The sequence below is a fragment of the Dietzia sp. NCCP-2495 genome, from assembly GCF_026011735.1.
Taxonomy (GTDB): Bacteria; Actinomycetota; Actinomycetes; order Mycobacteriales; family Mycobacteriaceae; genus Dietzia.
In genome coordinates, this window is the sequence record NZ_BRVN01000001.1 from 173929 (window position 1) to 186648 (window position 12720).

Annotated in this window: 14 protein-coding genes; all 14 read right to left on the reverse strand. The window is 68.6% G+C overall.

Annotation, left to right across the window (positions count from 1 at the left end; translation table 11 throughout):
* Positions 1–77 precede the first annotated feature (77 nt).
* The 14 genes from yajC to thrS all read right to left on the reverse strand — a co-directional run bounded on the left by yajC (position 78) and on the right by thrS (position 12604).
* Positions 78–410, reverse strand: a complete 333-nt coding sequence (gene yajC, locus OPF83_RS00800; RefSeq protein ID WP_264885311.1) for a preprotein translocase subunit YajC — start codon at positions 408–410, stop codon at positions 78–80.
* A gap of 106 nt (positions 411–516) precedes the next feature.
* The gene (gene ruvB / locus OPF83_RS00805; protein WP_264885549.1) at positions 517–1584 is read right to left on the reverse strand and encodes a Holliday junction branch migration DNA helicase RuvB; all 1068 of its coding nucleotides are present in this window, start codon (positions 1582–1584) and stop codon (positions 517–519) included.
* A gap of 20 nt (positions 1585–1604) precedes the next feature.
* Positions 1605–2204 carry a Holliday junction branch migration protein RuvA gene (gene ruvA, locus OPF83_RS00810; protein WP_264885312.1) on the reverse strand — a complete coding sequence of 200 codons (600 nt, stop codon included), beginning with the start codon at positions 2202–2204 and terminating at the stop codon, positions 1605–1607.
* Positions 2201–2860: a crossover junction endodeoxyribonuclease RuvC gene (locus OPF83_RS00815; RefSeq protein ID WP_264885313.1), complete on the reverse strand. Its 660-nt coding sequence runs from the start codon at positions 2858–2860 to the stop codon at positions 2201–2203. The genes ruvA and OPF83_RS00815 overlap by 4 nt, the downstream gene beginning before the upstream one ends.
* A gap of 61 nt (positions 2861–2921) precedes the next feature.
* Entirely contained in the window at positions 2922–3674 is a 753-nt protein-coding gene (locus OPF83_RS00820) for a YebC/PmpR family DNA-binding transcriptional regulator (RefSeq protein WP_264885314.1), read from the reverse strand.
* An 82-nt stretch (positions 3675–3756) separates the two neighbouring features.
* On the reverse strand, positions 3757–4371 hold the full coding sequence (pdxT, locus tag OPF83_RS00825; protein WP_264885315.1) for a pyridoxal 5'-phosphate synthase glutaminase subunit PdxT: 615 nt from the start codon (positions 4369–4371) through the stop codon (positions 3757–3759).
* Positions 4368–5285, reverse strand: coding sequence for an acyl-CoA thioesterase II (locus OPF83_RS00830; protein ID WP_264885316.1), 918 nt, complete (start codon positions 5283–5285; stop codon positions 4368–4370). The genes pdxT and OPF83_RS00830 overlap by 4 nt, the downstream gene beginning before the upstream one ends.
* A 265-nt stretch (positions 5286–5550) precedes the next feature.
* Positions 5551–6456, reverse strand: a complete 906-nt coding sequence (gene pdxS / locus OPF83_RS00835) for a pyridoxal 5'-phosphate synthase lyase subunit PdxS (RefSeq protein ID WP_264885317.1) — start codon at positions 6454–6456, stop codon at positions 5551–5553.
* A 95-nt stretch (positions 6457–6551) separates the two neighbouring features.
* A complete protein-coding gene (locus OPF83_RS00840) occupies positions 6552–7166 on the reverse strand; it encodes a LemA family protein (RefSeq protein ID WP_264885318.1) in 615 nt (204 codons plus the stop codon).
* Positions 7156–8271, reverse strand: coding sequence for a glycosyltransferase family 4 protein (locus OPF83_RS00845; protein ID WP_264885319.1), 1116 nt, complete (start codon positions 8269–8271; stop codon positions 7156–7158). Before OPF83_RS00845 ends, OPF83_RS00840 begins: the two co-directional genes overlap by 11 nt.
* An 8-nt stretch (positions 8272–8279) precedes the next feature.
* On the reverse strand, positions 8280–9188 hold the full coding sequence (locus OPF83_RS00850; RefSeq protein ID WP_264885320.1) for a phosphatidylinositol mannoside acyltransferase: 909 nt from the start codon (positions 9186–9188) through the stop codon (positions 8280–8282).
* Positions 9185–9868 (reverse strand): phosphatidylinositol phosphate synthase, encoded by a 684-nt coding sequence (gene pgsA, locus OPF83_RS00855; RefSeq protein ID WP_264885321.1) that lies wholly within the window; start codon positions 9866–9868, stop codon positions 9185–9187. Before pgsA ends, OPF83_RS00850 begins: the two co-directional genes overlap by 4 nt.
* Before the next feature lie 22 nt (positions 9869–9890).
* On the reverse strand, positions 9891–10418 hold the full coding sequence (locus OPF83_RS00860; protein ID WP_264885550.1) for an HIT domain-containing protein: 528 nt from the start codon (positions 10416–10418) through the stop codon (positions 9891–9893).
* An 86-nt stretch (positions 10419–10504) separates the two neighbouring features.
* The gene (gene thrS / locus OPF83_RS00865; protein WP_264885322.1) at positions 10505–12604 is read right to left on the reverse strand and encodes a threonine--tRNA ligase; all 2100 of its coding nucleotides are present in this window, start codon (positions 12602–12604) and stop codon (positions 10505–10507) included.
* Between the last annotated feature and the right edge of the window lie 116 nt (positions 12605–12720).

Below are 12720 nucleotides of genomic sequence, written 5' to 3' on the forward strand. Positions count from 1 at the left end.
ACGGGAGTATTGCCTCGCTTCGGTTCAACATGGGCCTGGGACTGGACGGCCCTCCCACCCTACTGCCGGATCCGGCCTTACTGAGAACCCGACGCATCGGTCCCACTGTCGGTTCCGCTGTCGGTCCCGGCCTCGGTGCCCGACGTGGGGGCCGGGTCGATCTTCTCGCGGATCACGCGGCGGTCCCACCGGGTCCGCACCCCGGGAGAGATCTCGAGATCGATCGTGTCCTCGTTCACCGCGACGACCTGTGCGTGGACGCCGGAGGTGGTCAGGACGCGATCGCCCACGACGAGGGAGTCCTGCATCTGCTGCACGGCTTTCAGGGCCTTCCGCTGCTTCGAGCTCTGCAGGAACATCATCACGATCAGCGCGATGATCATCAGCGGGAGTAGTAGCTCAAGTCCCATGGGGTCCTCCTGGCGTGGACCCGGTCATGTTGCAGGCCCTGCGTCTGTTGTTATCGGTGTGTCCGCGAGTGCCGGACGCTACCGTCCGAGCTTGCCAGTCCGTGACTCACCGTGTCGTGTCGGGTCCCCCGTCGATATCAACCGGAAGTGCGGTCTGTGTGGTACCGCGATGTGGCCGATCGAGCCCCATGTGGTCCCACGCCGCGGCTGTGGCGATCCGTCCACGCGGGGTACGTGCGAGGAGTCCCGCTCGGACGAGGAACGGTTCGCACACCTCCTCGAGGGTGCTCGCCTCCTCGCCCACCGCCACAGCGAGGGTGCTCAGGCCGACGGGACCTCCCTCGTGTTGGACCAGGAGCGCCCTGAGCACCGCGCGGTCGAGCCTGTCGAGGCCCAGATCGTCGACTTCGTAGACCCGGAGTGCGGCACGGGCCACGGGCACCGTGATGTGTCCATCAGCACGGACCTCAGCGAAGTCACGCACACGGCGCAGGAGGCGGTTCGCGATTCGAGGGGTACCGCGCGAGCGTCGGGCGATCTCGAGCGCGGCGTCTGTATCCACGGGGATCGACAGGATGTCCGCGGCGCGCGTGACGATCCTCGCCAGATCATCGTCGGTGTAGAAGTCCATGTGTGCCGTGAACCCGAACCGGTCACGGAGTGGGCCGGTCAGTGCGCCGGATCTCGTGGTGGCGCCGACGAGGGTGAACGGCGCGATCTCAAGTGGGATCGAGGTGGCGCCAGGCCCCTTGCCGACCATGATGTCGATCCGGAAATCCTCCATGGCGAGATAGAGCATCTCTTCTGCAGGTCGGGCGATGCGGTGGATCTCGTCGATGAACAGGACATCGCCCTCGATGAGGTTCGACAGCATCGCCGCGAGGTCGCCTGGTCGCTCGAGCGCGGGACCGGACGTGATCCGCAGTGACCCGCCGAGCTCGGCCGCGACGATCATGGCGAGACTGGTCTTGCCCAGTCCGGGAGGGCCGGAGAAAAGCAGATGATCCGGCACCACCCCCCGTCGAGTGGCCGCGGTCAGGACCAGGTCGAGCTGCTCCCGGACTGTCTCCTGGCCGATGAACTCACCGAGACTCCGGGGGCGGAGGGCGCCCTCGACATCAGTGTCGAACGGGGTGAGTGAGGCCGAGAGCTCGCCGTCGGCGCCTGCCTCCATCTCGTCTGACCGGTCCACTATCAGCGCTTCCCGAGAGAGCGGAGTGCCAGGCGAAGTGCTTCAGCCGGGCCGAGTTCCGGCTGGGCGGCGAGAACCGCCGTCGCGGTCTTCTCCGCCTCCGCCGCGGAGAAGCCGAGTCCCTCGAGCGCTTCGGCGACCTCCGTGGCCGCCGGTACCGCGGTGGCACCGGAGGATCCGGTAGCGGGACCGTCAGCGGAGACGGGTCCGACCTTGTCCTTGAGCTCGAGCACCATGCGTTCCGCCGTCCGCTTACCGACTCCGGGAACACGGGTGAGTGCCTTGACGTCGCCGGTTCCGAGAGCGTGGATCAGGTCCGGTGGCTCGAGCGTGGCGATGATCGCCAGAGCCAGCCGTGGTCCCACGCCGGAGACCGTCTGGACGGTCAGGAAGAGTGTGCGCGCATCAACCGAGTCGAATCCGTAGAGGGTCAGCGAGTCCTCCCGTACCACGAGCTCGGTGTGGAGCATCCCCTCCGCACCGCGCCTGAGGCCCGCCAGGGCGGCGGGGGTGGCATGGACGAGAACGCCCACTCCCCCTGTCTCCACCACGCATCGATCGAGACCGATCTCGGTCACGGTCCCCCGAATGGACGCGATCACCAGCGAACTCCCTTCGTTCGAGCCATCCCCCGAGCGGCGGCCCGAGCTCGTTCCTGATCAGCGGCGGAACCACCTGCCCGATGTCCGTTAGTCGCCCCGGACGCGCGTGCCGCTGCGACCTTGGCCTCGAATCCGGCGCGGGTGCGGGCGACCGCCTGGTCCTGTGCCGCGACACGTCCCTGCATGGGAGCGCGCCAGCTGTGACACACGGCGAGTGCCAGTGCGTCGGCGGCGTCCGCCGGGCTAGGTGGCTTCTGTAGACCCAGGATCCGCGTGATCATCAACGTCATCTGCTTCTTGTCCGCGCGACCGCTGCCGGTGATCGCCGCCTTCACCTCAGAGGGAGTGTGGAAGGCGACCGGAATGTCCCGATATGCCGCCGCCAGCGCCACGACTCCGGCGGCCTGGGCGGTGCCTATCGCCGTGGACACCTGGTTCTGGGCGAAGACGCGCTCGATCGCGACGACGTCCGGCCGGTGGATCTCCATCCACTCTTCCGCCACGGTGTGCACCGCCCGCAGGCGGTGCTCGAGTGGCTCGTCTGCGGTCGTCCGCACCACATCCACGTCCAACGCCACGACCGAGCGTCCGGGCTTGGTCTCGATGAGGGCGAGCCCGCACCGGGTGAGACCCGGGTCCACTCCCATGACACGCATCGCGACCTCTCCCCGACCACTGGTAGAACCTACGTTCGAGACCCTACCAGCGGTCCGGCGGTCACGCGTCGAGGGCCGCCAGCACGTCCTCCGGAATGTCGACATTCGAGTAGACGTTCTGGACGTCGTCCGAGTCCTCGAGGGCGTCGATCAGCTTGAACACCTTGCCAGCGCCGTCCGCGTCGACGGTCACCTCGACGGAGGCGCGGAAGCCGGATTCTGCCGATTCGTAGTCGATCCCCGCATCCTGGAGCGCGGTGCGCACCGCGACCAGATCGGTGGGTTCACAGACCACCTCGAACTGCTCGCCGAGATCGTTGACCTCCTCGGCGCCCGCGTCGAGAACGGCCATGAGGAGGTCGTCCTCGGTGAGTTCGCCCTTGTCCAGGACGATCTCGCCCTTGCGGGTGAACAGGTACGCGACCGAGCCGGGATCGGCGAGGTTGCCTCCGTTGCGGGTCATCGCGGTGCGCACCTCACCGGCGGCACGGTTGCGGTTGTCCGTCAGACATTCGATGAGCATGGCCACACCGCCCGGGCCGTAGCCCTCGTACATGATGGTCTCCCACTCTGCGCCGCCCGCCTCCTCGCCGGCGCCGCGCTTGCGCGCGCGCTCGACGTTGTCGGCCGGGACCGAGTTCTTCTTGGCCTTCTGGATGGCGTCGTAGAGCGTGGGGTTACCTGCGGGGTCTCCTCCGCCGGTGCGGGCCGCCACCTCGATGTTCTTGACAAGCTTGGCGAAGAGCTTGCTCCGCTTGGCGTCGATCGCCGCCTTCTTGTGCTTGGTGGTGGCCCACTTGGAATGGCCTGCCATGTGAAGTTCCGCCCTCCGGGGGTGTCTGGGGCCGGGGCGCGCGTGTGCGCGTGCCGGTGCGAGTTGTCGCTGACCGCCTAGTCTACGAGGTCGCGGCGCGGACCATGTCGAGGAAGTACTCGTGGACCCGGACGTCGGGCGTGACCTCGGGATGGAACGAGGTCGCCAGTGCGTTGCCCTGGCGCACCGCGACGATGTGCTCGCGGTCGTCCGAGGCCCGCACCTGTGCCAGGACCTGGACGTCGGGACCGACACGCTCGACCCACGGGGCGCGGATGAAGACGGTGCGCAGCGGCTCGGGCCCGAACGCGTCCACCACGAGGTCGGCCTCGAACGACTCGACCTGTCGACCGAAGGCGTTCCGGCGCACGGACATGTCGATCGCGGAGAACCAGGTCGCGTCCGCGCGGGTGTTAACGACCTCGGAGGCGAGCAGGATCATCCCTGCGCAGGACCCGTACACGGGCATCCCCGCGGTGATCCGCGCGGCCACGGGCTCGTACATCTCGTACACGTCGAGAAGCCGGCTCATCGTGGTGGACTCACCACCGGGCAGGACGAGCCCGTCCACCGCGTCGAGCTCGGTTCGCCGTCGCACGGGAACCGCACGGGCACCAGCGGCCTCGAGGTGCCGGATGTGCTCTCGCACATCGCCCTGGAGGGCGAGAACGCCGATCGTCGGCGTGGCGTCTGTCATCGGGTCGTGTCCTTGTCGGTCGCGGTCGGCTGAGGCGTCCCGCCGGGCGTGTCGCCGGCGCCGGACAGGTCCACCGGGAAGGGCTGGGCTCCGGGTCGGAGTCGACGGGACAGGCCCTCCTGGGTCACGGCGGCCACGAGATTCCCGGACCGGTCGAAGATCCGACCCTGTGTGAGTGTCCGGCCCTCCGAGGCGGACGGCGAGGTCTGGTCGTACAACAGCCAGTCGTCGGCGCGGAAGGGCCGGAGGAACCACATCGCGTGGTCGAGGGACGCGTCCTGGGTGGGCTCGTCAGGATGCGGGATCTTGGCCGAGCCGAGCAACGTCATGTCGGACATGTAGGCCAGGGTGCAGACATGGAAGTTCAGGTCGTCGGGCAGTGCGTCCACACAGCGGAACCAGACCCGCTGCTGTGCAGCCAGCGCGGAGGAAGTCTCCAGGCGGTCCCGGGGGACGATCCGGATGTCCCACTGAGCCCATTCGTCGACGAACACACGGTGGGTCTCGTCCAGGTCCTCATACGTCGGAGCCACCACCTCCTCCGGAGGGATCACCCGAGGGATCGGATCCTGGTGTTGGATACCGTCCTGGCCCACCAGGTGGAAGGAGGCGGACATGGAGAAGATCGGTTCGCCCTCCTGGATCGCGGTGACGCGGCGGGTGGCGAAACTCCGGCCGTCCCGCAGGCGGTCGACCTGGAAGATCGTCGGCACGTCCGGGATCCCGGGCCGCATGAAGTAGCCGTGGAGCGAGTGCACGTGCTTGTCGTCGTCGACCGTCCGTACCGCCGCGGTGAGGGTCTGTCCGGCGACCTGGCCACCGAAGGTGCGCTGCAGGTGGGTGCTGATGGCGGGACCACGGTAGAGGTCCCGGTCGAGTCGTTCGATGTTGAGGATGTCCTCGATCTTGGCCACGCCGGTCACCGTCCCTGATAGTCGAGTACCGCGGCCTCGTGGAAGTGCTCGGTCTCGCCACCCGAGGGTGCCCGGACCGGACCCGGTTCAGGGGTCAGTGTGCGGTGGGGATTCATGGATCGATCGTAGCCCTGCGGCTTCCCGCCCCGACCAGACGACTCCGCCCGGGTCACGACCGAGGATCTCGGCGTGGCCCGGGCGGGTGGGTTCCGGCGCGGGGTGCGCGTGGCGCGGATCCTTGGTCAGACCGCCGCCCCGCGCGTGGTCACCAGCCGCGCTCGGCGAGGCGGTGCGGCTCGGGGATCTCGTCGACGTTGATCCCGACCATGGCCTCACCGAGGCCACGGGAGATGTTCGCGAGGGTTTCCGGGTCGTCGTGGAACGTGGTGGCCTTGACGATCGCCTTGGCGCGGTCGGACGGGTTGCCCGACTTGAAGATGCCGGAGCCCACGAACACGCCCTCGGCGCCGAGCTGCATCATCATCGCGGCGTCGGCCGGGGTGGCGATACCGCCGGCGGTGAACAGCACGACGGGGAGCTTGCCGGTCCGGGCGACCTCCTTGACGAGCTCGAACGGGGCCTGCAGTTCCTTGGCGGCTACGTACAGCTCGTCGGAGGGCAGGCTCGCGAGCGCGCGGATCTGCTGGCGGATCTGGCGCATGTGGGTGGTGGCGTTGGAGACGTCACCGGTGCCGGCCTCGCCCTTGGAGCGGATCATGGCCGCGCCCTCGGTGATGCGGCGCAGGGCCTCGCCGAGGTTGGTGGCGCCACAGACGAACGGGACGGTGAAGTCGAACTTGTCGATGTGATTGGTGTAGTCGGCCGGGGTGAGGACCTCGGACTCGTCGACGAAGTCCACGCCGAGCGACTGGAGGATCTGCGCCTCGACGAAGTGGCCGATTCGGGCCTTGGCCATGACCGGGATGGAGACGGCCTCGATGATGCCGTCGATCAGGTCGGGGTCGCTCATGCGGGCCACGCCACCCTGCGAACGGATGTCGGCGGGGACGCGCTCGAGGGCCATCACGGCCACCGCGCCGGCGTCCTCGGCGATCTTCGCCTGCTCGGCGTTCACGACGTCCATGATGACGCCACCCTTGAGCATCTCTGCCATTCCCCGCTTCACGCGTGCGGTTCCGGTGGTGTTCTCAGTGGACTGGGGCTCGCTCACGAGATAGGCCTTCCTGGCTCAGACGACGTGTAATGCCTCCCAGTGTAGGTCTCCGGCACCGGGACTCCCCAACTGCCGTCCGCCAGTGGAGGTGGTCAGGTACCGGACAGCGGTGTGTCGACGAGCTCGACGTAATCGGGCATGGGGGCACGACCGGCGAGGCGCAGTGCCCGGACGACCGTGTTCTCGCGCAGGGCACGGGTGTCGCGGACGGCGTCGTTGTAGAAGCGCCTGGCCATGGACAACCGGTCGGTGACGTCCACCAGCTCGTCGGCGAGATCCGGATCGAGAGCGCCCGGCGCGATACCCGCCAGCACCACCCCGAGCCGGTTCTCGGCCGCTTCGGCGTCCGGGGTGGACTCCGTCCCGGGCGGGGTCCGGTCGACCGTCGGTGCGAGGGTTTCCCTCCGGCGAGAAGGTGGAGTCGGCGAGGGATCGTGTCCGGTCACCGCTTCCGGGGGGTGTGCGCGGGCGTCCTTCAGTGCGTCGGTCAGCGTGTCGGCGGTGCCCGGGTCGGTGACCGTGAGGTCGCGGGCGATCGCGGCGCCGAGGGTGTGGCGTCGTTGGAGGAGGCCGAACAGCGCCGCGCGGGCGAGGTCGGTGCGGATGTGCAGCCGGTCGAGTCGATGGGCGGTCAGGTAGGCCGTGGTCAGTGCGATGACCACGACGACGGCGATGACGACGATGAGGCCGACGAGCTCACCTGACATGGAGCGTCTCCCCCGGTCCGCGGATCGTGTCGTACACCCGGATCACACGGTCCGCGACGACGGGCCAGTCGTAGTCCCGCACCTCCTGTCGACCACGGGCACGGAGTTCATCACGGACGCCGGCATCGACCAGGACCCGGGTCAGTGCGGTCGCGAGGGATTCCGGATCACCGACCGTCGCGAGCGCGCCGCAGTCGCCGTCTCTGAGGACCCGGCGGAACGCGTCGAGGTCGGAGGCCACCACGGCGGTTCCCGCGGCCATCGCCTCGACCAGGACGATCCCGAAGCTCTCCCCTCCGGTATTCGGCGCGCAGTAGACGTCGGACGCCGCCAGGACCGCGGCCTTGCGTGTGTCGTCGACGCGGCCGAGGAACTCGACCTGCAACCCGCGCGGGAGTCGTGCCCGGAGCGCGTCGGAGTCCCCGTCACCCATGATCCGTAACCGTAGGTCCGGGACGGCATCGAGCACTGCGGGTAGTGCGCGGACGAGGACGTCCATCCCCTTGCGGGGTTCGTCGAACCGGCCGAGGAAGCTGATGGTCGGTACGTCGGCGATCTCGGCACGGGCGTCGACCTCCGAGAACGCGGAGACGTCCACGCCGTTGGGGATCTCGACCGCGTCGGATCCCAGCGCCTCGATCTGCCAGCGTCGGGCGAGTGCCGAGACCGCGATGCGGCCGCGGATCTTCTCCAGTAGGGGCGCGAGGACCCCGTCGCTGGCTTCCAGCAGCATCGAGCTGGTGGTCGAGGTGTGGAACGTCGCGGCGATCGGTCCGGTGCACATGGCCAGGGCGAACATCCCGACACCGGGTGCGTTGGGCTCGTGGATGTGCAGCACGTCCAGCGGCTCTGCCCGGAGCCATCTACGGGTCGCCCGCCAGGTGGCTGGGCCGAAGCTCAGCCGGGCGACGGAGCCGTTGTACGGGATGGCGATGCCGGGACCGGTGAGCGTCATCCCCTCGATCGGTGCGTGCTCGGGACGTCCCGGCGCGAGGACCCGGACCGTGTGCCCTCGCCGACGCAGCTCCCGGGTCAGGTCCACGACATGGGCCTGCACTCCGCCGGGCGCGTCGAACGAGTAGGGGCAGATCATGCCGATGCGCATGGCGCCGATCAGCCCTCCAATCGTGTGCGCCGCCGGGCGGACAGGTCGTCGAGCCAGAGCGGCTGGAGCATGTGCCAGTCCGCGGGATGCTCGGCGATACCCGCGGCGAACTCGTCAGCCAGTGCCTGGACGGCGGACTCGACGCCTCCAGAGACGTCGATCGGCGGCGTGACCCGAACCCGCATCGTGTCCTCGTCCTCGTACCAGAAGTGCGCGACGAGCAGCGGTGCGCCCGTGGCCACCGCGAGCTTGGCAGCTCCGGCGGGCATTCGGGTGGGCTCGCCGAAGAACGTCACAGGGACCCCGGTCTCGCGGAGATCCCGCTCCCCCGGAAGGCAGACGATCTCGCCCGCCGCCAGGTGCTCGCGCAGCGCCTCGAAGGGCGGTCTGTCCCCGCCGGTGAGCGGGTAGATGGTGAAGCCCAGGCTTTCGCGGTAGTCGAGGAACCGCTGGTACAGGGACTCGGGTTTCAGCCGCTCGGCCACCGTGGCGAACCCGCCGTAGCGTCGTGCGAGCCAGGTTCCCCCGAGGTCCCAGTTGGCCGCGTGCGGGAGTGCCACCACGACCCCACGGCCTCCGGCCAGCGCCGCGTCGAGATGTTCGACCCCGCTGATCGTGCGGTCCATCTCGCGGGCGACCGCTTCGCGGTCCATCGACGGCAGACGGAACGCCTCGCGCCAGTAGCGTGCGTAGGAGCGCAGCGAATCCCGGATGAGCTCGTCCGGTACTTCTGCAGGCGGTACGTCGAGCACTCTGGCGAGGTTCCTGCGGAGCTGTGAGTCCGGCCCCTGGCGCCGCGCCGCGAGATCGGCCCCGGTCCGGAACGCCGCGCGCGCCACTCCTTCGGGCAGACCCCGGACGAGGGCCCACCCAGCGGCGTAGCCGGCATCGGCCAGACGCTCCCCGAACCGGCTCATCGGTCCCCCACCGGCTTCGCGGTACCGCCATAACCCGAACCGTTCGCAGCACCCGACACCGCCGAGTCACGGGCTCGGGACAGGTAGTCGGCGCGGCCGCCCCACACCCTCTGGACGACCGTGATCAGGCTGCCCACCGAGACGGCCGTCACCGAGACCTCGATCGCCCACGGCACGCCGAGCCCCTCCAGGCCCGCACCGAGCAGGATCAGGACGAGTCGATCAGCACGTTCCATGAGACCGCCCGGAGTGCGCAGTCCTCCCGCGTCCGCCCGGGCCTTGGAATACGAGACCACCTGGGAGAGCACCATGCAGGCCAACAGCATGACCAGCGTGTACGCGTTCCCGGGCTCCTCGGCGACGATCCACCACACGAGAGCACCCAGGATCACCCCGTCGGCGACCCGGTCCGACACCGCGTCGACCAGGGCGCCGTAGGGTGAGCCGCCGTCGCTCGCCCGGGCGACCGCGCCGTCGACCAGGTCGAAGAGTGTGCACAGCGCGATCACGATCGCCCCCGCGACGAGCTGCCCGGTGCCGAAGAGCCAGATCGCCGCGGCACAGGTCAGTACGAGTCCGGTGAGCGTGATCCCGTTGGCGGTCACGCCGAGGCGGACGAGGAAGGTGGCGAACGGATGGGCCACCTTCGTCACCCCGGGACGGCCGATCTCGCTGAGCATTGTTCTCCCCGCTAGTGAAAAGTCAGTTGGTGTCAGAGGCGTCGGCTGTGTCGGAGACGCCGGTGGCGTCGGCGCCCGATGCCGCAGTGTCCCACGCATCGGCGAGCAGTTGCCGGGTCTGCCGGAGCAACTGCGGCAGGACCTTGGTCCCCGCCGTGACCGTGATGAAATTGGCGTCGCCGATCCACCGCGGCACCACGTGCTGGTGCAGGTGATCGGACAACGACCCACCGGCCGCGCCACCGAGGTTCAGTCCCACGTTGAAGGAGTCCGGTGCCGAGACCGCCTTGATGACCCGGATCAACCGCTGCGTGTATGCCATGAGCTCCCACGACTCGTCGTCGTCGAGATCCTCCAGGTTCGCGACCTTCCGGTACGGCACCACCATCGAGTGACCCGGGTTGTACGGGAACAGGTTGAGGACCACGTACACGTGCTCGCCACGGGCGACCACCAGTCCGTCCTCGTCGCTCATCCGGGGGATATCCAGGAACGGTTCCCCGGTCATCCCCTCGGCCGGCGTCGGTTTGGGCTCCGCGATGTAGGACATCCGATACGGCGCCCACAGCAGTTGGAGGGTGTCCTCCCCCACGCCGACCTGGCGGTAGGTCTCGGCGGGGGCGGTACCGCCGCCCGTCACATCCGCTCCGCGGTGGGGGTGTCGTTCCGACGCGACGAGATCCAGTGCTGGATCTTGTCCATCGCCGCGTTACGCGACACCCCGTTGAGCTGCGTCCCGTCGGGGAACCGGAAACTCACCGCGCCGGCCTCCACGTCGCGGTCGCCGGCGAGCAACATGAAGGGGACCTTGCCGGTGGTGTGGTTGCGGATCTTTTTCTGCATCCGCTCGTCGGCCAGGTCGAGCTCCGCGCGGATACCGCGGCCGCGCAGCTCGTCGATGATGTCCTCGAGGTGCTTCTCGTGGGCCTCGGCCACCGGGATGCCCACGACCTGCACGGGCGAGAGCCACGCCGGGAACAGACCCGCGTAGTGCTCGAGCAGGACCGCGAAGAAGCGCTCGATCGACCCGAACAGCGCCCGGTGGATCATCACCGGACGCTTGCGGGAACCGTCGGCGGCGTTGTAGGTGAGGTCGAACAGTTCGGGCAGGTTGAAGTCGAGCTGCACGGTCGACATCTGCCAGGTCCGGCCGATCGCGTCACGTGCCTGGACGGAGATCTTGGGGCCGTAGAAGGCCGCCCCGCCCGGATCCGGGGCCAGCTCGAGACCGGAGTTCGTGGCCACGCGACGCAGGGTCTCGGTCGCCCGCTCCCACAGCTCGTCACCGCCCACGTACTTCTCCGGGTCCTTGGTGGACAACTCGAGATAGAAATCGTTCAGACCGTAGTCGCGGAGCAGCGAGATGATGAACGAGAGCACCGAGGCGATCTCGCCCTCCATCTGCTCCTCGGTGCAGTAGATGTGCGCGTCGTCCTGGGTGAAGCCGCGGGCACGGGTCAGTCCGTGGATCACACCCGACTTCTCGTAGCGGTAGACGGTGCCGAACTCGAACATCCGCAGCGGGAGCTCGCGGTAGGAGCGGCCGCGCGAGTCGAACACGAGGTTGTGCATCGGGCAGTTCATTGGCTTGACGTAGTAGTCCTGGCCCGGCTTGGTCTCCTTGCCCTCGGCGTCGTACTCCGCGTCCACGATCATGGGCGGGAACATGCCGTCGGCGTACCAGCTCAGGTGCTGCGACTTGCGGAACAGGTCGCCCTTGGTCATGTGCGGGGTGTTGACCAGCGAGTACCCTGCGGCGAGGTGCCGCTTGAGCGAGTGCTGCTCCATCTCGTTGCGGATGATGCCGCCGCGCGGATGGAAGACCGGGAATCCCGAGCCGATCTCGTCGGGGAAGCTGAACAGGTCGAGCTCGGTGCCGAGGCGACGGTGATCGCGCTTCTCGGCCTCGGCGAGGCGGTCGAGGTAGAGATCCATCGCCTCTGTGGACTCCCACGCGGTGCCGTAGATGCGCTGGAGACCGGCGTTGGCCTGGTCACCTCGCCAGTAGGCGGCCGACGACCGGGTGAGCGTGAACGCGGGGATGAACTTGGTCGTCGGGGCGTGTGGACCGCGGCACAGGTCCGACCAGATCACCTCGCCGGTCCGCGGGTTGAGGTTGTCGTACGCGGTGAGCGCCCCTGCGCCCACCTCCATGATCTCCGAGTCCTCGAGCGCCTCCGCGCCGTCGGCGTCACCCGCATCCGCTCGGCCCTTGTCCTCGATCAGCTCGAGCTTGTACGGCTCGTCAGCCAGCTCTGCCCGGGCCTCGTCGAGCGTGGCGTACTCGCGCCGCGAGAAGCGCTGACCGGCCTTGATGATCTTCTTCATCCGCTTCTCGAGGTCCTTGAGATCCTCGGGCGTGAAGGGCTCGGCCACGTCGAAGTCGTAGTAGAAGCCGTTCTCGGTCGGCGGGCCGATACCGAGCTTGGCCTCGGGGAACTTGTCCTGCACGGCCTGCGCCAGTACGTGGGCACAGGAGTGACGGATGACGGACCGACCGTCCTCGGAATCCGCGCGGACCAACTCCACCTCGGTGTCGACCTCCGGAACCCAGGACAGGTCGCGGAGTCGACCCTCGGGGTCGCGGACCACGACGATCGTCTCGGGGCCGCTCTTGGACTGGAGCTCACGCTCGGCGAGGATCTTACCCACCGGCTCGCCCGCGGGGATGACGGTGGTCACGGTGGCCGCACCCGTCACGTCGACATCGGTTTCCGGAATGCGGTTCTCGGACACGGGCTGCGATCTCCTCGGTGTGGACAGGGGGCGACGACAGGTCACCCGGGGGGTGCGTCCCGGATCGCGGACGGACCGGGGCCGGTCCATGCTACCCGTGCCGTCGAGGAATCCCG

Excerpts from the sequence above, each read along its gene's own strand:
- yajC (WP_264885311.1), bottom strand. The coding sequence starts at position 410 with ATGGGACTTGAGCTACTACTCCCGCTGATGATCATCGCGCTGATCGTG.
- ruvB (WP_264885549.1), bottom strand. The coding sequence starts at position 1,584 with ATGGAGGCAGGCGCCGACGGCGAGCTCTCGGCCTCACTCACCCCGTTC.
- OPF83_RS00815 (WP_264885313.1), bottom strand. The coding sequence starts at position 2,860 with ATGCGTGTCATGGGAGTGGACCCGGGTCTCACCCGGTGCGGGCTCGCC.
- OPF83_RS00820 (WP_264885314.1), bottom strand. The coding sequence starts at position 3,674 with ATGGCAGGCCATTCCAAGTGGGCCACCACCAAGCACAAGAAGGCGGCG.
- pdxT (WP_264885315.1), bottom strand. The coding sequence starts at position 4,371 with ATGACAGACGCCACGCCGACGATCGGCGTTCTCGCCCTCCAGGGCGAT.
- OPF83_RS00840 (WP_264885318.1), bottom strand. The coding sequence starts at position 7,166 with ATGTCAGGTGAGCTCGTCGGCCTCATCGTCGTCATCGCCGTCGTCGTG.
- OPF83_RS00845 (WP_264885319.1), bottom strand. The coding sequence starts at position 8,271 with ATGCGCATCGGCATGATCTGCCCCTACTCGTTCGACGCGCCCGGCGGA.
- OPF83_RS00850 (WP_264885320.1), bottom strand. The coding sequence starts at position 9,188 with ATGAGCCGGTTCGGGGAGCGTCTGGCCGATGCCGGCTACGCCGCTGGG.
- pgsA (WP_264885321.1), bottom strand. The coding sequence starts at position 9,868 with ATGCTCAGCGAGATCGGCCGTCCCGGGGTGACGAAGGTGGCCCATCCG.
- OPF83_RS00860 (WP_264885550.1), bottom strand. The coding sequence starts at position 10,418 with ATGTCCTACATCGCGGAGCCCAAACCGACGCCGGCCGAGGGGATGACC.